Annotated in this window: 16 protein-coding genes; 9 read left to right on the top strand and 7 right to left on the bottom strand. The window is 73.3% G+C overall.

What is annotated here, in order from left to right; genetic code table 11:
* The first annotated feature begins 332 nt into the window (after positions 1 to 332).
* Positions 333 to 824 (top strand): hypothetical protein, encoded by a 492-nt coding sequence (locus HUO13_RS29805; RefSeq protein ID WP_211898284.1) that lies wholly within the window; start codon positions 333 to 335, stop codon positions 822 to 824.
* Between the two features lie 5 nt (positions 825 to 829).
* On the top strand, positions 830 to 1,267 hold the full coding sequence (locus tag HUO13_RS29810) for a ferritin-like domain-containing protein (RefSeq protein ID WP_249125189.1): 438 nt from the start codon (positions 830 to 832) through the stop codon (positions 1,265 to 1,267).
* Between the two features lie 28 nt (positions 1,268 to 1,295).
* Here HUO13_RS29810 and HUO13_RS29815 read toward each other — a convergent pair whose 3' ends face one another.
* Together HUO13_RS29815 and HUO13_RS29820 are read right to left on the bottom strand one after the other, a co-directional pair.
* Positions 1,296 to 2,471: a hypothetical protein gene (locus tag HUO13_RS29815; RefSeq protein WP_249124175.1), complete on the bottom strand. Its 1,176-nt coding sequence runs from the start codon at positions 2,469 to 2,471 to the stop codon at positions 1,296 to 1,298.
* Between the two features lie 94 nt (positions 2,472 to 2,565).
* Positions 2,566 to 3,588 (bottom strand): aminotransferase, encoded by a 1,023-nt coding sequence (locus HUO13_RS29820; protein ID WP_211898286.1) that lies wholly within the window; start codon positions 3,586 to 3,588, stop codon positions 2,566 to 2,568.
* Between the two features lie 92 nt (positions 3,589 to 3,680).
* Here HUO13_RS29820 and HUO13_RS29825 point away from each other — a divergent pair, with 92 nt between their 5' ends.
* Positions 3,681 to 4,091, top strand: a complete 411-nt coding sequence (locus HUO13_RS29825; protein WP_211898287.1) for a YjbQ family protein — start codon at positions 3,681 to 3,683, stop codon at positions 4,089 to 4,091.
* 63 nt (positions 4,092 to 4,154) lie between these two features.
* Here the strand turns inward: HUO13_RS29825 and HUO13_RS29830 are convergent, their stop codons facing one another.
* From HUO13_RS29830 to HUO13_RS29850, 5 genes are all read right to left on the bottom strand, one after another.
* On the bottom strand, positions 4,155 to 5,333 hold the full coding sequence (locus HUO13_RS29830; RefSeq protein ID WP_211898288.1) for an MFS transporter: 1,179 nt from the start codon (positions 5,331 to 5,333) through the stop codon (positions 4,155 to 4,157).
* A 106-nt stretch (positions 5,334 to 5,439) separates the two neighbouring features.
* The gene (locus HUO13_RS29835; protein ID WP_211898289.1) at positions 5,440 to 6,015 is read right to left on the bottom strand and encodes a TetR/AcrR family transcriptional regulator; all 576 of its coding nucleotides are present in this window, start codon (positions 6,013 to 6,015) and stop codon (positions 5,440 to 5,442) included.
* Between the two features lie 99 nt (positions 6,016 to 6,114).
* A complete protein-coding gene (locus HUO13_RS29840) occupies positions 6,115 to 6,339 on the bottom strand; it encodes a helix-turn-helix domain-containing protein (RefSeq protein WP_211898290.1) in 225 nt (74 codons plus the stop codon).
* Positions 6,339 to 6,959: a hypothetical protein gene (locus tag HUO13_RS29845; RefSeq protein ID WP_211898291.1), complete on the bottom strand. Its 621-nt coding sequence runs from the start codon at positions 6,957 to 6,959 to the stop codon at positions 6,339 to 6,341. Before HUO13_RS29845 ends, HUO13_RS29840 begins: the two co-directional genes overlap by 1 nt.
* Positions 6,960 to 7,220: 261 nt before the next feature.
* Positions 7,221 to 8,966, bottom strand: a complete 1,746-nt coding sequence (locus HUO13_RS29850; protein ID WP_211898292.1) for a proline--tRNA ligase — start codon at positions 8,964 to 8,966, stop codon at positions 7,221 to 7,223.
* Positions 8,967 to 9,069: 103 nt separating this feature from the next.
* On the opposite strand from HUO13_RS29850, the gene HUO13_RS29855 reads away from it, so the two are divergent.
* From HUO13_RS29855 to HUO13_RS29880, 6 genes are all read left to right on the top strand, one after another.
* Positions 9,070 to 9,420: a VOC family protein gene (locus HUO13_RS29855; RefSeq protein WP_211898293.1), complete on the top strand. Its 351-nt coding sequence runs from the start codon at positions 9,070 to 9,072 to the stop codon at positions 9,418 to 9,420.
* 180 nt (positions 9,421 to 9,600) lie between these two features.
* Positions 9,601 to 10,902: a cytochrome P450 gene (locus HUO13_RS29860; RefSeq protein ID WP_211898294.1), complete on the top strand. Its 1,302-nt coding sequence runs from the start codon at positions 9,601 to 9,603 to the stop codon at positions 10,900 to 10,902.
* A gap of 24 nt (positions 10,903 to 10,926) precedes the next feature.
* Positions 10,927 to 11,670 (top strand): peroxide stress protein YaaA, encoded by a 744-nt coding sequence (gene yaaA, locus HUO13_RS29865; protein WP_211898295.1) that lies wholly within the window; start codon positions 10,927 to 10,929, stop codon positions 11,668 to 11,670.
* Between the two features lie 335 nt (positions 11,671 to 12,005).
* Positions 12,006 to 13,070, top strand: coding sequence for an RIO1 family regulatory kinase/ATPase (locus HUO13_RS29870; RefSeq protein ID WP_211903253.1), 1,065 nt, complete (start codon positions 12,006 to 12,008; stop codon positions 13,068 to 13,070).
* 337 nt (positions 13,071 to 13,407) lie between these two features.
* Positions 13,408 to 14,982, top strand: coding sequence for a DEAD/DEAH box helicase (locus HUO13_RS29875; RefSeq protein ID WP_211898296.1), 1,575 nt, complete (start codon positions 13,408 to 13,410; stop codon positions 14,980 to 14,982).
* 204 nt (positions 14,983 to 15,186) lie between these two features.
* On the top strand, positions 15,187 to 15,600 hold the full coding sequence (locus tag HUO13_RS29880) for a TIGR03618 family F420-dependent PPOX class oxidoreductase (RefSeq protein ID WP_211898297.1): 414 nt from the start codon (positions 15,187 to 15,189) through the stop codon (positions 15,598 to 15,600).
* Positions 15,601 to 15,613 lie beyond the last annotated feature (13 nt).

The raw sequence follows: 15,613 nt of genomic DNA on the forward strand, positions 1-15,613 counted from the left end.
CAGCGTTGCGGTGCGCTCGTTCGCGCGGTCCGCGACGCCGGCCTGCGGCGGCACGCCGACCCGCGACCAGTGCTGCCCGTGCCGGTCGCGGTCGCCCAGCGTATCGCGTCCCGCGTGGCCGAGCCGCGCGCGGCGCGCAGCACCACCCACCCGCCGACGCGGGGTGGACGGGGATGGCTTTGGCGCGATGCCGGAACCGCCCGGACTCCGCCGTCGCGGGGCCGGTGCGCGAGATCCGGCGTCCGAGCCAAGCAACCCTACATCCGGCCCCGCCGGTGATCGTCGCGAGGCACCGCGCGGCGCCGAGATCAGCGCTGGCAGGATGGTGCGGCGTGGAATCCCCTTCGCGAGCCCGGTACACGTTCGGGCGCCGGTCCGCGCTGCGCCTGTTCGCTCTCGCCCCCGCGGCGGTGGCGCTGACCACGGCGTGCACGCCGACCGCGGAGGAACCCGATCCGCTGCTGGCCGCGGCGACCGCGGCCAGGAAGGACGCGGCGCTGGCCGAGGCGGTCGCGCGCGCCCACACCGGCCTGGCGGAGCAGGCGGGAGAGGTCGCCGCCGCCCGCAAGGCCCACGCGCAGGCGCTCCAGCGCGAGATCGACCGGATGAACCCGCCGGACCCGGACAAGCCGCCGTCGGTGCCCGACCCCGGGCCGCAGCAGGCTCCGGCCTCGGCCGAACAGGCGAGTGCCGCGCTGGCCGAGGCGCTGCGCGCGGCGAAGGACCGGCTGGGCGGGATGGTGCCCGCGCTGCCGCCGTACCGGGCGGGGCTGGCCGGGTCGATCTCGGCGAGCTGCGCCTGCCTGCTGGAGGTGTTGTCGTGACCGAGATGACCGAGGAGGCCGCGCGGGCGCTGCGGTCCGCGCTGGGGGCCGAGCACGCCGCCGTCTGGGTGTACGGGCTGGCCGCCGCCTTCGTCTCGGAGTCCAGGGTCCGCTCCGCGCTGGACGAGGCCATGTCCGCGCACCGGATGCAGCGGGACGAGGCCGACAAGCTGGTCCGCGACTCCGGGCAGACCCCGCCCGCCGCGCAGCCCGCCTACGACGTGGGCCAGTCGCTCACCGACCAGACCTCGGCGATCCGGGTGCTGGCCAAGGCCGAGCACGACTGCCAGGTCGGCTGGCGCTCGGTGCTGGAGAACAGCGAGGACCCAGGTCTGCGGCGCACCGCGCTGAACGGGCTCACCACGGCGGCGACCAGGGCGACCCGGTGGCGGCTGACCATCGGCGAGCGGCCGGCGGCGCCGGAGTTCCCCGGTCAGCCCTGACACCCGGCGGGCGCCAGGGCCGGGCCGCTCACTGCGGGGCCTGGTCCTGCGGCCTGCCGAGCTGGAGCGCGTCCTTGGTGACCTCCAGCAGCGCGGGGTCCTTGGCCGGGGTCTTCCTGCCGATGTAGGCCGAGTCGCCGATCACCACCAGCCGGTCCTGCCGCTGCGAGGCGTAGGCGTGGTCGTTGAGGTCGGGGAAGTTCTTCTCGGCCTGCCTGCCGTCCTCGACGAGGTCCTTGATGTTGCCGGTGTTGTTCTTGGTGGTCAGCTCGTTGAGCTCGGTGGCGCTCTGCGGGTTCGGCATCAGGACGGTGACCACCGAGGTCAGCACCTTGTCCCCGTCCGGGAGCGTGGTGGTGTAGAGCGCCCGCGTCAGGTGGTCGCACTCCTGCCGGGCGAAGAACTGCGCGATCCGGGAGGTCGAGATGCTCTTGCAGCCCTGGAAGGCGTCCTCCTTGGTCACCGGCGCGAACTGGTACTTGGTCCGCGGCGCGGTGTCCTGGGCCTGCGGCTCGGGCTCCGAGCCGGGCTTGAGGGCGATCCACAGCAGGCCGGAGATGACGGCGACCGCGCACAGCCCGGCCACGCGCAGCAGCCAGCCCATCGGTGTGACCCTGCCCGCCGGTTGGCGGGCGCCGGCGGCGCGCGCGTTGCCCGGCCCGGCGGCCGGAGCGTGCCCCGGTGCCTGCTGGGGCTGCGCCGGGTAGGGCTGCTTGGCGGTCGGCTGCGGACCGCGGGGCTGCGGGTTCGACGGGTACTGGCCGTGGTGCGCCTGCGGCATCGGCTGCTGCGCCGTCGGATGCGGCTGCTGGGGCTGGTAGCCGGGGCCGGTGGAGGCGGCGGGGTGCGCCTGGCCGACGTGGTGCGGCCCGCTGGAGGCCCCCGGCTGCGGCGTGACGTGGGTGGGCCCGCTGGAGGACGCCGGGTGCTGCTGACCCACCTGGTGCGGCCCGCTCGACGACGCCGGCTGCGGCGTGAGGTGAGTCGGCCCGCTGGAGGACGCCGGGTGCTGCTGACCCACCTGGTGCGGCCCGCTCGACGACGCCGGCTGCTGCGCCGTCGGCTGCGGGAACGCGGGGCGGGTCTTCTCCTCCCCGGCCTCTTCCGGGTCGGGCGGCTCGCTCCGGTTCTCCGGTCGTACCCGCGAGTTGTCGCGAGTCAGCGGCGTCGTCTCGCGCTGTGTGTTGGGGAGCGAGCCCGTCATGTCTTCGGGCGCACCATTCGGGTCAGGCACGGGCACCAACCGTAGCGGTTGTGGATATCAGTTCGAAAACGACGTGCGCGGCGACGACGGTCGGTCACCACCGGAGTGCGTTGAGTGCCAGATCCACGTCCTGGTCGGTGTTGTAGAGGTGGAACGACAGCCGCGCGCGACCAGCCCGCGCCGAGCAGGCCACCCCGGCCGCGGTGAGCTTGGACACAGCGTCCGGCGCGTCGACCGCCACGATCGCCGAGTCGCCGGGCGGCATGCCCAGCCCGTCGCGCAGCCGGTTGGCCAGTCCGGTGCAGTGCCGGGAGACCTCGGCGAGGTCCAGCCCGGACAGCCACTCCATCGCGACGGCCCCGCCCACCTGCGAGAACCACGTCGGGGAGAGGTCGAGGGCCCGGGCGTCGCCTGCCAGCCGCAGCGGCAGGCCGTAGGTGGTGCTCCACGGGTCCTCCCCCGCGTACCAGTTCGCGTTGCCGGGCCGCAAGGCCGGCGAGTCGGCGCCGAGGGCCAGCCAGGCCGCGCCGCGCGGGGCGAGCAGCCACTTGTAGGCGGCGACGACCACCCAGTCGGCCCAGTCCAGGCTCAACGGCGTCCACCCCGCCGCCTGGGTCGCGTCGAGCAGCACGCGGGCCGGTCCGGCGTTCTCGCGCAACGCGTCCAGGTCGACGAACCGGCCGTCGCCGGACTGCACGACGCTCACCGCGACCAGGTCGAACTCCGGCGCGCGCCGGGGGATGTCGGCCAGCTCGACCTCGGTCACGCTGACCCCGCGGTCGTGGTGGGCGGCGAACGGGAACGACACGCTGGTGAACTCACCCTCGGCGACCAGCACCCGCGCCCCGTCCGGCAGGCTGCCCGCGACCAGGCCGACGAGCTGCGCCGCCGACGCGCCGGTGGCGACCCGTTCGACCGGCACGCCGACCAGCCTGGCGAAGGCCGAGCGCGCCGCCGCGACCGAGCTGTCGAAGTCGCCGGGCCGGTCCAGCCCGGACGACCACCGCGAGACCGACTCGCCGACCGCGGCGGCGGCCTTCGCGGTCGGGATGCCGATGCTCGCGGTGTTCAGGTAGCCCGGTGGCACGTCGAAGTCCGCGCCGAACGCGTGTCGCATGCCGAGCATCCTCGCCGTCCGGCCCCGGCGGTGTCGACCTACCGCCACCGCGCCGGCGGCGCGGTAGATCGGCGACGCCTACCGTGGGGCGCATGCACAGCGAGGAGATCGAGGTCCGGACCGGATCGGTGGAGGTCGTCTACGACCTCAACGCCGAGTGCGAGCGCTTCCTGGCCTCCGCGGGCGCGCGCGACGGGCTGCTCAACGTCTGGGTGCCGCACGCGACCGCGGGGCTGGCGATCATCGAGACGGGCGCGGGCAGCGACGACGACCTGCTCATGGCGCTGCGCGAGCTGCTGCCCGCCGACGGGCGGTGGCGGCACGAGCACGGCTCGCCTGGGCACGGGCGGGACCACGTGCTGCCCGCCGTGGTCCCGCCGTACGCCTCCATCCCGGTGCTCGGCGGCGAGCTGGCGCTGGGCACCTGGCAGTCGGTGTGCCTGGTGGACACCAACGTCGACAACCCCGTCCGGCGCGTCCGCCTGAGCTTCCTGCCCGGCTGAGAGCTGCACCGCAAGCGGCGCCGGCCGAGTGGCCACCCCCACGACCGGCACCGTCGCGTGTTCTCAGGTGCAGACCGCCGCTTCCTCCGCGACGACGACCGGAGCCCGCCGGGACATGCGCAGTTCCGGCACCACCGTCAGGATTCCGACCGCGGCCAGCGCCGCCCCCAGCCAGAGCGGGGCGCGCAGGCCGTGGGCGCCGATGGCCACGCCACCGCCCCACGAGCCGATGATCACGCCGAGCGTGATGAACGACGAGTGCACCGTGTTGACCAGCGGCCGGGCGTTCCCGGCGCGCTGCACCCGGGTGATCATCGCGGGGTTCATGGTCACCCCGACCAGGCCGATGCCGAGCATCGCCACCACGGCGAGGACGCTGAGGTGGGCCAGCAGCGCGAATGCGGTGAGGAACCCGAGGTTGAGCACCAGCCCGGCCAGCAGGACGGCGATCGCGTGGCGGTCGGCGAGCCTGCCGACCACGGTGTTGCCGACGACCGTCGCGGCGCCGTAGGCGATCAGCAGCAGCGGGACGGTCCCGGTGGCGAAGCCGCTGAGCTCGGTGAGGATCGGTGCGAGGTAGCTGAACGCCGAGAACGTGGCGCCGATGATGAGCGTGCTCGTCGCCAGTGCCAGCCACAGCCGGGGCCGGGTGAACGCGCCGAGCTCGGCGCGGAAGTCGCCGCCGTCGCCGGCCCGCTCCAGCCTCGGCACGCCGACGGCGGTGCACAGCGCGGCGAGCACCGCCAGCGCGGTGATCGCCCAGAAGGCCGCCCGCCAGCCGTGGCGCTCGCCGACCACGGTCGACAGCGGCAGCCCCAGCAGCGTGCCCAGCATCAGGCCGTTCATGGCCACCGCGACGGCGCGTCCGCGCACCTCCGGTCGCGCGAGCCTGGCGCACAGCGAGATCGCGACCCCGAAGAACGCCGCGGACGCGACTCCGGTGACGACGCGGGCGATCATCATCACGGCGTAGCCGGAGGCGGTGGCGGCCATCAGGTTGCCTGCGAGGAAGACCGCGAACAGCACCATCAGGGCGGGTTTCGGGCGCATCCGCAGCACCAGGGCGGTCAGCACCGGCCCGCCCAGCGCCATCGCCACCGCGAAGGCGGTGATGAGGTAGCCGACCTGCGGCACGGTGACCGCCAGCCCGGCGGCCACCTGCGGCATCAGGCCGGCCACGACGAACTCGCTGGTGACCATGGCGAAGATGCCCATGGCCAGCACGTACACGGCACGAGGCATCTCAGCGCTCCGTCCTCGGTTCGGGGTTCATCTCGGGACCCTTTCTTGACTGATCTGTACAAAATTCCGCCATGCGAAGACCACCAGCGGTGACGGGAGGTTTGCGTCAGAGGTTCGAGAGCGTGCCTTCCACGACGTCCAGCAGCTCGTCCCGGCCGCGCACCTTCCCCAGCACGCGCAGGCCGTAGTAGGTGCTCTGCACCGACCGCGCCACCTGCTCGGGCGAGCGGTCCGGCGACAGCTCGCCGGTGCGCTGCCCGAGGGCGACCAGGTCGCGGAGGATGCCTTCGAGCCGGTCGAACTCGCGCCGGGCGAACTCGGCGACGGTGCCGGTGCGCCCGGCGGCATCCACGGCGGCGTTGATCGTCAGGCAGCCCCGGTGGTCCGGGTCTGCCACGTCCAGGCCGATCACCCAGACCATCAGCTCGCGCAGCCGGTCCTTGACCGGGCCGGGCTTGTCCAGGATCTCCAGCACCGGCGCGAACTCGCGGTCGGCGTAGCGGCGCAGCGCGGCCTCGTAGAGGGCGCGCTTGCTGCCGAAGGCGTTGTAGAGGCTGCCCCGGCCGAGGCCGGTGCACTCGCAGAGGTCCTGGGTCGAGGTGGCCTCGTAGCCCTTCACCCAGAACACCCGCATCGCGGCGTCGACAGCGGCACCCTCGTCGAACTCCCTCGGCCTGCCCACGGGAACCGATCCTAGGCAGTTCTGTACAGATCGGTCAACAAAGCGGCGGAAACGCCGCGCTCGGCTGCTTCTCGTTCTGACGGCTCAGGACGCCGTTGATCACGCAGGCCGGTAGGTGAGGACGTCGCCGGGCTGGCAGTCCAGTTCGCGGCAGATGGCGCTCAGCGTGCTGAAGCGGATCGCCTTGGCCCGGTCGTTCTTCAGGATGGAGAGGTTCGCAACGGTCACGTCGACGCGCGCGGCGAGCTCGGCCAGGGTCATGCCGCGCTCGGCGAGCAGCCGGTCGAGGTGGGACTCGATCTGGTGCGGCTTCTCCGGCGGCATCAGACCAGGCCCGCGGTGTCGTCACGCAGGCGGGCGCCGTTGCGGAACGCCACCGCCGCGGCGGCGATGAGCAGCCCCAGCAGCACGGGGCCGGCGTCGAACTCGAAGACTGTCCGGACCGAACCCTCCACGGCCGTCCCCGACACCAGCAGGTCGGTGGTGATCGCATCCACCATCGGGGGCAGGATGCCGAACAACGGGACGATCAGCGCGATGGCGAGCAGCCGCGGCGCGTTCTTCGGCACGAAGAAGTCACCGTCGCGGAAGGTGCGCGCGATCCGGAGCAGCACCTCGAAGATCACGACGAGCAGCAGACTCCCGACCACCCCGGGCAGGGCGAGCAGCAGACGCTCCGCGAGGTCCGGGGCGGCGAAGACGAGTTCGGCGTTGTCGGTGCCGCGCAGTGCCACGGGCCCCGGGGTTCCGCCGCCGGGCGGGGTGGTGGCCGCGCCGAGCCGCACTTCCCTGCTGTTGACCGTCGGCGGCATCGGGCCGATCACCCCGAGGACCGGGAACAGCACGCCGAACAGCCCGACCAGCAGCAACCCGAGCCCGACGGCCGCCTCCAGCACGTGGTCGTTGAGCCGGACCCACCACGACGCCTTCTCCACGTCGGCCACCTCCAGCAGGATATCGTTTTTCGATACTATCGAAAAACGATATGCCGTCAAGCGGCCGACCGGACTCGACGACGTTCTCACCGCCCGCACCGCATGCCGGGCGAACACGTCCGGGCAAGGCGGCAGCGCGCTGGTGGCCGTGCACCCGCAGACGCGAACGCGGGCCGCCGGTGCGCAACCGGCGGCCCGCGAAACCGGACCCGAACCCCCACCAGGTTCTGTTCACAAGCGGCGGAGCCGCTTGCGCCCCTGAAACACGTCCTAGCCGCGGATGACGCTCACCAGGTGCTCCACCGCGCCGTCGACGGGGACCTCCGCGCGGTCGCCGCTGCGGCGGTCCTTGACCTCCACGACGCCCTTGGCCAGGCCCTTGCCGACGACCAGGATCGTCGGCACGCCGACCAGCTCGGCGTCGGCGAACTTCACGCCCGGCGACGAGTTGCGGTCGTCCAGCAGCACGCGCACGCCGGCGGCGTCGAGGTCGGCCGCCAGCCGCTCCGCGCCCTCGCGGACCGACTCGTCCTTGCCCGCGATGACCACGTGCACGTCGGCGGGCGCCACCTCGCGCGGCCACACCAGGCCGAGCTCGTCGTGGCTCTGCTCGGCGATCGCGGCGACCAGCCGGGACACGCCGACCCCGTAGGAGCCCATGGTGATGCGCTTGGGCTTGCCGTCCTGGCCGAGCGCGTCCAGCGAGAACGCGTCGGCGTACTTGCGGCCGAGCTGGAAGATGTGGCCGATCTCGATGCCCCGCGCGGCGACCAGGGTGCCCTCGCCGTCCGGCGAGGGGTCGCCCTCGCGGACCTCGGCGGCCTCGATGGTGCCGTCCGGGGTGAAGTCGCGGCCGACGACCAGGTCAACGACGTGGTGGTCGGGCTTGTCCGCGCCGGTCACCCAGGCCGTGCCGGTCACCACGCGCGGGTCGACCAGGTAGCGGATGCCGTTGTCCTGCAGCGCCTTCGGCCCGATGTAGCCCTTGACCAGGAAGGGGTTGGCCGCGAAGTCCGACTCCTCCAGCAGCGCCACCTCGGCGGGCTCCAGCGACGCCTCCAGCCGCTTGAGGTCGACCTCGCGGTCGCCGGGCACCGCCACGGCCAGCAGCTCCCACTCCCGGGAACCCGGCTGCCGGGTCTTGACCAGCACGTTCTTCAGGGTGTCGGCGGCGGTGAACTTGCGGTCGCCGTGGGCGTTGAGGAAGTCGACCAGCGTCTCGATGGTCGGGGTGTCGGGGGTGTGGTGGACCTGCGCGGCGGGCTTGTCCTCGATCGGCTCCGGCCCGGGCGCCGGGGTCACCACGGCCTCGACGTTGGCGGCGAAGCCGGATGAGGTGCTGCGGACGAAGGTGTCCTCGCCGGTCGCCGCCTCGGCCAGGAACTCCTCCGACGCCGAGCCGCCCATCGCACCGGAGGTCGCCGCGACGATCACGTAGCGCAGGCCGACGCGGTCGAAGATCCGGATGTAGGCGTCGCGGTGGAGCTGGTAGGAGTTCGCCAGGCCCTCGTCGTCGAGGTCGAAGGAGTAGGAGTCCTTCATCACGAACTCCCGGCCGCGCAGGATGCCGGCGCGGGGGCGCTCCTCGTCCCGGTACTTGGTCTGGATCTGGTAGAGGATGACCGGGTAGTCCTTGTACGAGCTGTACTCGCCCTTGACCGTGAGCGTGAACAGCTCCTCGTGGGTGGGCCCGAGCAGGTAGTCGCCGCCCTTGCGGTCCTTGAGCCGGAAGAGGTTCGGGCCGTACTCGGTCCAGCGGTTGGTCGCCTCGTAGGGCTCCTTCGGCAGCAGCGCGGGGAAGTGGATCTCCTGCGCGCCGATGGCGTCCATCTCCTGGCGGACGATCTCCTCGATGTTGCGCAGCACGCGCAGGCCCAGCGGCAGCCACGAGTAGATACCCGGCCCGATCCGGCGGACGTAACCGGCGCGGACCAGCAGCCGATGGCTCGGCACCTCGGCGTCGGCCGGATCCTCGCGCAGGGTACGCAGGAACAACGTCGACATCCTCGTGATCACGGCTGCTCGCTCCTCAGACGGCGTGGCGGTTATCTCCGCAGGGTAGCGAGCCCGGTCCAGCTCATTTCGGTCGGCTGTCGGTGCCCGGGCCCAGCGTTGCCGCATGAAGCTCGACATCGTCATGGTCACCTTCGACTGCACCGACCCGCAGGGGCTCGCCGAGTTCTGGACGCGGGCCCTGGACATGACCGTCGCGTTCGACGCGGGCGAGTTCATGATGCTCTCGCCGAAGTCCGGCAACGGCCCCGCGCTGGGGCTCCAGCGGGTGCCGGAGCCGCGCACCGGCAAGAACCGCGTGCACATCGACCTGAGCACCGACGACCCGGCGGCCGAGGTGCGCAGGCTGGTGGAGCTGGGCGCGCGGGAGCTCGGCGGGTACGAGGCTCCGGGGATCAGGTGGAGGGTGCTGGCCGACCCCGAGGGCAACGAGTTCTGCGTGGGCGTTCACGAGTGAACGCCGTCGGCGAACCGCACGCCGGTGCGCCGAGCGCCCGGTCACTGGCGTCGCGCCACCTGCGCGACGGTCACCGCCGTGCCCGTGGCCCGCGCGCGGACTGAGCCGATCGGGCCCTTGCCGCTTCCACCCGTTCTGCGGTCTCCTCGAAAGGGAGATCGCACTCCAGGGAGGCCGCCGATGACCACCGCCGAACCCGCCGGCACCGGCTCGCCGGCGGAGCTGAACCTGGGGCTTCGCCTGGTGCTGCACGGAGCGGTCACGTGGTCGATCGCCCGGCTCGGCGATCCGGTGGCCCGGCTGCTGCACGCGCCGTGGCGGCGCGACCCGTACCCGATCTACCGGCAGCTGCGCGCCCGGGGACCGCTGGTGCGCAGCAGGCTCGGCGTGTGGGCGGCCAGCACCTACGAGGTGTGCGACGCGGTGCTGCGCGACCGCCGGTTCGGCGTGCGCACCAGCGACGGCTCCTACGGCGACCCGACGACCGCGGCCGTCGGGCTCCAGCTCTCGCTGCTCGAACTCGACCCGCCCGACCACACCCGGCTGCGCAAGCTCGCCGCGCCCGCCTTCCGGCCGCGCAAGCTGGAGAACTACCGGCAACGCATCGAGGACAGCGCCCACGAGCTGCTCGACCGCGCGCTGGCCAAGGGCGAGTTCGACCTGATCCGCGACTTCGCATCGCCGCTGCCGATCCGGGTGATCTGCGAGCTGCTCGGGCTGCCCGAGCTGGGCGCCGAGCGGCTCGCGGTGCACGGCGCGGCGCTGTCCGGCGCGCTCGACGGCATCCGTTCGATCCGGCACCTGCGCCAGATGCGCGCCTCCACGCTGGAGCTCAACGAGCTGTTCGGCGACCTGATCGAGCAGCGCAGGCGCCAGCCGGGCGAAGACATCGTCAGCGACCTGGTCACCGCGCTGGACCAGGACAAGCTCGACAGCGCCGAGCTGGTGCAGATGTGCGACCTGCTGCTGGTCGCGGGGTTCGAGACCACCGTCAACCTGATCGGCAACGGCGTGCTGGCGCTGCTGGAGCGGCCCGACCAGTGGCGGCTGCTGTGCGACGACCCGGACCTCGCCGTCGGAGTGGTCGAGGAGACGCTGCGCTGGGACCCGCCTGTGCAGACCACGATGCGCATCGCCCACGAACCGGTCGAGGTGGCGGGCCGGCTGCTGCCCCGCAACTCCGCGGTGCTGCCGATGCTCGGCGCGGCCGGGCGGGACCCGGCGGTGCACTTCGCGCCGGACCGCTTCGACATCACCCGCGGCACCAGGGGCGACCACCTGGCGTTCTCCAGCGGCATCCACTACTGCCTCGGTGCGCCGCTGGCGCGGCTGGAGTCCGAGATCGCCTTCCGCTGCCTGGCCACGCGGGTACCGGAGCTGCGCAGGTCCGGGGCGCTGGTGCGGCGGCCGACGTCGGTGATCCACGGCCTGTCCGCGCTGCCGGTCGCGGCGTCGAAGGCGACGGCCGGAGGCCGCCGCTGAGCCGGGCCGCTACCCTGGCGCGCTGTGCTCGTCCTGCTTCCCCCTTCCGAGACCAAGGCCGTCGGCGGTGACGGTGGACCGCTGGACCTCGAAGCCCTGTCGCACCCCGAGCTCAACCCGGCGCGGCGGGAGCTGATCGACGCGCTGCGCGCGCTGGCCGACGACGTGCCCGCCAGCCTGGACGCGCTCGGGCTGTCGCAGCGGCAGGCCGAGGAGGTGCAGCGCAACGCCGAGCTGCTGCGCTCCCCCACCGCGCCCGCGCTGGAGCGCTACACCGGCGTGCTCTACGACGCGCTGGACGTCGGCTCGCTGTCGGCGGCCGAGCGCAAGCAGGCGGACTCGCGGCTGGCGGTGGCCTCGGCGCTGTTCGGGCTGGCGCGGGGCACCGACGCGATTCCCGCGTACCGGCTCTCCGGAGGCAGCTCGCTGCCCGGCCTGCCTCCGCTGCGCAGCATGTGGCGTCCGGTGCTGGAACCGCTGCTCGCCGACGTCGACGACCTCGTGGTGGATCTGCGCTCCGGTGCCTACGCGACGCTGGCGCGGGTGCCGCACGCGGTGAAGGTGCGGGTGCTGTCGGAGGACGCCGGCGGCAAGCGCAAGGTCGTCAGCCACCACAACAAGGCGCACAAGGGCAAGCTGGCCCGCGCGCTCGCGCAGGCGCCGGCGGAGCCCGCCGACGTCGGCGAACTGCTCGCCGTCGCCGAGGCCGCCGGGCTGCGCGTGGAGCGGGAAGCCGAGCGCGAACTGTGCGTCGTGGTCAGCGCCTGAGCGCCGCACGGCGGCGTTCGGGAAAAACCGGTTGCGGCGCAGGGTGGAAGGCGGCTTGACTGGCCGTCGGACAAAACCCGCGTCGAGCCGGACGCGCTCGCACCGAGCCGACCGGACGAACGCCCATCGACTGCACAGGGAGGAGGTCACCGTGGACACGACCGCGACGGAAGCCCGCGCTGGGCAGCTACCGACAGCCGCGCCCAGCCGCACCCGGAACCGACCTCCTGCCGCCCCGCCGCGCTGACCCGCGGTGCTCCGGGCGCGGGATCGCCAGCGAGGAGCACCACGCAGTGCGTGCGCAAGACGCATTCGACGAACACGACCACGACGACATGCCGCGCATGTCGAAGATCCGGACCAAGCAGCGCAAGAGGTTCGACGAAGAGCAGGCCCGACGAGGGCGCCTGACCGAGGAGCAGCGCGAACGGCTCGCCTCACTGCGCGAGGAGCCGGAACCCCGGCCGCTGCCCGGCGACGCCGATCGATGGTCCACATGGGACACCGGCGAACGCGGTCCGCTCCCGCGCCCGGAGTGGGTCGTGACCGAGCTCGCCGCGGTGGACCACGAGCTCGGAATCCTCAAGACCGGCAAGGAAGCCGACGTCCACCTGCTGCGCCGGTCGCTGCCCTGCGGCGAGACGTCCGGCACCGGGAAATCCGAGCGCGGGATGTCCGGCGGCGAGAAAGCAGGCGGCGGGAAGTCCGACCGCGAGAATTCCGGTGGCGGGAAGGCTGGCGAGAAGGCCCGCAGCGAGAATTCCGGTGGCGGGAAGTCCTGCCTGCTGGCGGCCAAGCGCTACCGCCACAGCGACCACCGCATGTTCCACCGCGACGCGGGTTACCTGGAAGGCCGCCGGATGCGCCGGGCGAGGGAGAACCGCGCGATGGCGCGCCGCAGCGCGCTCGGCCGCGGACTGATCGCCGAGCAGTGGGCGGTGGCGGAGTTCCGCGTGATGTCGGCCCTGTGGAACGCCGGGGCGCCCGTGCCGTACCCGGTGCAGCGCGTCGGCACCGAGGTGCTGCTGGAGTTCGTGGGCACCGCGCAGGGCGAGGCCGCGCCCAGGCTCGCCTCGCTGCGCCCGGACCGCGAGCAGCTCGCCGACCTGTGGCACCAGCTCGTCGACGCGCTGCTCGCGCTGGCCGAGCAGGGCTACGCCCACGGCGACCTGTCGGCCTACAACGTCCTGGTGGAGCCGGAACCCGGCGGCCCGGGCAGGTTGCTGCTCATCGACCTCCCGCAGGCGGTGGACCTGGCGGCGAACCCGCTGGGCGCCGCCTACCTGCGGCGTGACGTCGACAACATCACCGGGTGGTTCCGGGACCGCGGCGCACCCGGCGATCAGGTCGATCCGGACGAACTGTGCGCCGCGCTGGCCGAAGCGGCCCGGATGGCCTGAGTGCCTGTTTTCGAGCTTCGAAGCGGGTGATGCGCGCGGACTGGATCCCGGAGCCGGAGAGCGCCTGAGGCTCGCCACCGGAACCGCTGCGCAAGGTGAGCTCGCAGACAGCCACTGAGGCGTCCCGGCCGGTGCTCACCCCGATCGGTTAGACTCGGGTGCCGCACCGGCCGGGTCCACTCGGGACGACCTCCCGCTCTCCGGCGACCCGGATTTTTCCCCGGTGCATCCGAAACCCGACCAACGGCGCCCTCGTCGCGCCGGGCCCGTCCTTGCGATCGCACGCGGTCACCGCGAGTCCTCCCCGAGACGTGCCATTTCCCGCGGAGGTTCTTTCGTGCCACCCAGCTCGCCGTCCACGTCCGCGCGCGGCAACCGCAGGCCCAAGCGCCGCAGGCCGCGCTCGAACGCACCGGCCGCCGCACCGGCGATGAGCCTGTTCGACCAGGTCGGCGTCACCGCCGTCGACCCGGCCCCGTTCGACTCGCTCGGCCTGCCCGCGCGGCTGGTGCGGGCGCTGGCCGACCTCGGGATGACCGAGGCGTTCCCGATCCAGGCCGCCACCATCCCGGACGCGCTCAGCGGTCGCGACGTGCTCGGGCGCGGCCAGACCGGGTCCGGCAAGACGCTGGCGTTCGGCCTGCCGCTGCTGGCGATGCAGGACTCCAGCGCGCGGCCGCTGCACCCGCGCGGGCTGGTCCTGGTGCCGACCCGCGAGCTGGCGACCCAGGTCACCGACTCGCTCAAGCCCCTGGCCAAGGCGCTCGGCCTGTACGTGCGCGAGGTCGTCGGCGGCATGTCGTTCAGCAGGCAGGCCGACACCCTGCGCCGCGGTGTCGACGTGCTGGTGGCGACCCCCGGCCGCCTCTCCGACCACGTGCGGCAGGGCACCTGCGTGCTCTCGGAGGTCGAGCGCACCGCGCTGGACGAGGCCGACCAGATGGCCGACATGGGCTTCCTGCCGCAGGTGCGGGAGCTGCTCGACCTGGTGCCCGCCGACGGCCAGCGGCTGCTGTTCTCGGCCACCCTCGACGGCGACGTCGACAAGCTGGTGCACGAGTACATGACCGACCCGGTGGTGCACTCGCTGGCGCCCCCGGCGGCCAGCGTGGACAGCATGGACCACCACCAGCTGCTGGTCTCGGCCGAGCAGAAGCAGGACGTGCTGGCCCGCATCGGCGCCCGTGAGGGCCGCACGATCATGTTCGTGCGCACCAAGCACCACGCCGACCGGCTGACCCGCAAGCTGCGCGCCGCCGGTGTGCGCGCCGGTGCTCTGCACGGCGGCAAGGCGCAGAACGCGCGCTCGCGCATCCTGGAGGAGTTCCGCCAGGGCGAGACCACGACGCTGGTCGCCACCAACGTCGCGGCCCGCGGCATCCACGTCGACGACGTCAGCCTCGTGGTCCACGTCGAGCCGCCCGCCGACCCGAAGGACTACCTGCACCGCGCGGGCCGCACCGCCCGCGCCGGCGCCACCGGCACCGTGGTGACCCTGGTCACCGACGACCAGAAGCGGGCGTTCCGCGCCATGACGGCCAAGGCGGGCGTCGAGGCGCCCGCGACGAAGGTGGGCCCGGCCGACGAGGAGCTGGCGCGGCTGACCGGCGCCCGCGAACCCAGCGGGGTCGCGGTGACCGAGCCGAAGCGGCGCGAGTCGCCGCGCGGCGGCCGCGACTCGCGTCCGGGCGCGCAGCGCGGCGGCGAACGCGGTGGGGCTCGCAACCCCGGTGGCCGGGGTGAGCAGCGCGGACGCGGCGAGCGCAGGCCCCAGGGCGAGCGTGGGCGCGGCGACTGGGGCGGTGAGCGCACCGGGCGCGGTGACCAGCGCGGACGCGGCGACTCGAACGGCGGGCGCCGCGGCGGCCCCCGCCAGCAGCGTCCGGGACGGTCCCGCCAGTCGGCGAACTGACTCCCGGACCCTTCGCGCAGCGGGCCTCTTCCACCGGAAGGGGCCCGTTTCGCATCACTTCAGGCCCGTGAGCGAGGTGGCGATCATCTCGTTCGAGGTCGCGCGCGCCGGAGGTAGGTTCCACAGTCGAACCAAGCGCGCCCTGGCCGGTTCGGCGGCGCATGGGCTGGATCACATCGGCGCGAAACGCCGGGGAAGAGGAGGATGCCGGTGGCCGCGAAGTCCACTTTGGACAACGTCAGCGACGCGTTCCTGGAGTTCTGGCGGGAACGGCACCTGAGCACGCTGACGACCGTGCGCCAGGACGGCACACCGCACGTCGTTCCGGTCGGCGTGACGCTCGACGCGGGCACGGCCACCGCGCGGGTCATCTCCTCCGGCACCTCGCACAAGGCCCGCCAGGTGCGGGCCGCGGGGCCGGAAGGCGCCCGGGTCGCCGTCTGCCAGGTCGACGGCCGCCGCTGGTCCACGCTGGAGGGCCGCGCCGTCGTGCGCGACGACCCGGAGTCGGTCGCCGACGCCGAACGCCGCTACGAGCAGCGCTACAAGACACCGCGGCCGAACCCGCGCCGGGTCGTGATCGAGATCTCGGTGACCAAGGTCCTGGGCAACCTCTGACGGCGGCGTGCTG

The organism is Saccharopolyspora erythraea (genome assembly GCF_018141105.1).
GTDB classification, from domain to species: domain Bacteria; phylum Actinomycetota; class Actinomycetes; order Mycobacteriales; family Pseudonocardiaceae; genus Saccharopolyspora_D; species Saccharopolyspora_D erythraea_A.

Bases quoted from the DNA above. Each gene is read 5' to 3' on its own strand.
- HUO13_RS29810 (WP_249125189.1), top strand. From the start codon at position 830: ATGACCGAGGAGGCCGCGCGGGCGCTGCGGTCCGCGCTGGGGGCCGAG.
- HUO13_RS29815 (WP_249124175.1), bottom strand. From the start codon at position 2,471: ATGACGGGCTCGCTCCCCAACACACAGCGCGAGACGACGCCGCTGACT.
- HUO13_RS29820 (WP_211898286.1), bottom strand. From the start codon at position 3,588: ATGCGACACGCGTTCGGCGCGGACTTCGACGTGCCACCGGGCTACCTG.
- HUO13_RS29825 (WP_211898287.1), top strand. From the start codon at position 3,681: ATGCACAGCGAGGAGATCGAGGTCCGGACCGGATCGGTGGAGGTCGTC.
- HUO13_RS29830 (WP_211898288.1), bottom strand. From the start codon at position 5,333: ATGCCTCGTGCCGTGTACGTGCTGGCCATGGGCATCTTCGCCATGGTC.
- HUO13_RS29840 (WP_211898290.1), bottom strand. From the start codon at position 6,339: ATGCCGCCGGAGAAGCCGCACCAGATCGAGTCCCACCTCGACCGGCTG.
- HUO13_RS29855 (WP_211898293.1), top strand. From the start codon at position 9,070: ATGAAGCTCGACATCGTCATGGTCACCTTCGACTGCACCGACCCGCAG.
- HUO13_RS29860 (WP_211898294.1), top strand. From the start codon at position 9,601: ATGACCACCGCCGAACCCGCCGGCACCGGCTCGCCGGCGGAGCTGAAC.
- HUO13_RS29870 (WP_211903253.1), top strand. From the start codon at position 12,006: ATGCCGCGCATGTCGAAGATCCGGACCAAGCAGCGCAAGAGGTTCGAC.
- HUO13_RS29880 (WP_211898297.1), top strand. From the start codon at position 15,187: ATGCCGGTGGCCGCGAAGTCCACTTTGGACAACGTCAGCGACGCGTTC.